At 81.0% G+C, this 596-nt stretch carries 1 protein-coding gene; it reads left to right on the top strand.

Annotated elements, in window-relative coordinates; translation table 11 throughout:
- The coding region (locus E2C05_RS32350; RefSeq protein WP_133223670.1) for a ribonuclease HII at positions 1-571 on the top strand (571 nt) is incomplete at its 5' end.
- Between the last annotated feature and the right edge of the window lie 25 nt (positions 572-596).

The following is a 596-nucleotide window of genomic DNA, read 5'->3' as shown; positions in this document are numbered from 1 at the left end:
GGACGAGGCGGGGCGCGGCCCGCTCGCCGGCCCGGTGCTGGCCGCCGCCGGGGTCTTCCCGCGCGGCGTGCCGCCCGCCCTGGCCGCGCTGCTGGACGACAGCAAGCGGCTGAACGCCCCGGCGCGGGCGGCCGCCTACGCCGCGCTCCGCGCCGCCGCGGCGCTGGGCGAGGCGGAGTGCGCGATCGCCGCCGCCTCCGCCGCCGAGATCGGAAGGCTGAACATCCTGCGCGCGACGCACCTGGCCATGGCGCGGGCGGTGGCGCGGCTGCCGGCGCCGCCCGACCTGGCGCTGGTGGATGGCAACCGGCCGCCGCCCCTGCCCTGCCCGGTGCGCTGCGTGATCGGCGGCGACGGGCTGAGCCTGTCCATCGCCGCCGCCTCCATCCTGGCCAAGGTGACGCGGGACCGGGCCATGGCGCGGCTCGACCCGCGCTGGCCGGCCTATGGCTTCGCCGGTCATGCCGGCTATCCCACGGCGCGGCACCGGGCGGCGCTGGCGGCGCATGGCCCCTGCCCGCATCACCGCCGCGGCTTCGGGCCGGTGGACCTGGCGGCGCGGCGCGGCTGAGCCCGGGCCTCGCCGGCCCGGCCCT

The sequence above is a fragment of the Paracraurococcus ruber genome (genome assembly GCF_004353985.1).
Lineage (GTDB): Bacteria > Pseudomonadota > Alphaproteobacteria > Acetobacterales > Acetobacteraceae > Paracraurococcus > Paracraurococcus ruber.
This window is presented reverse-complemented; position numbering and strand designations above follow the sequence as displayed.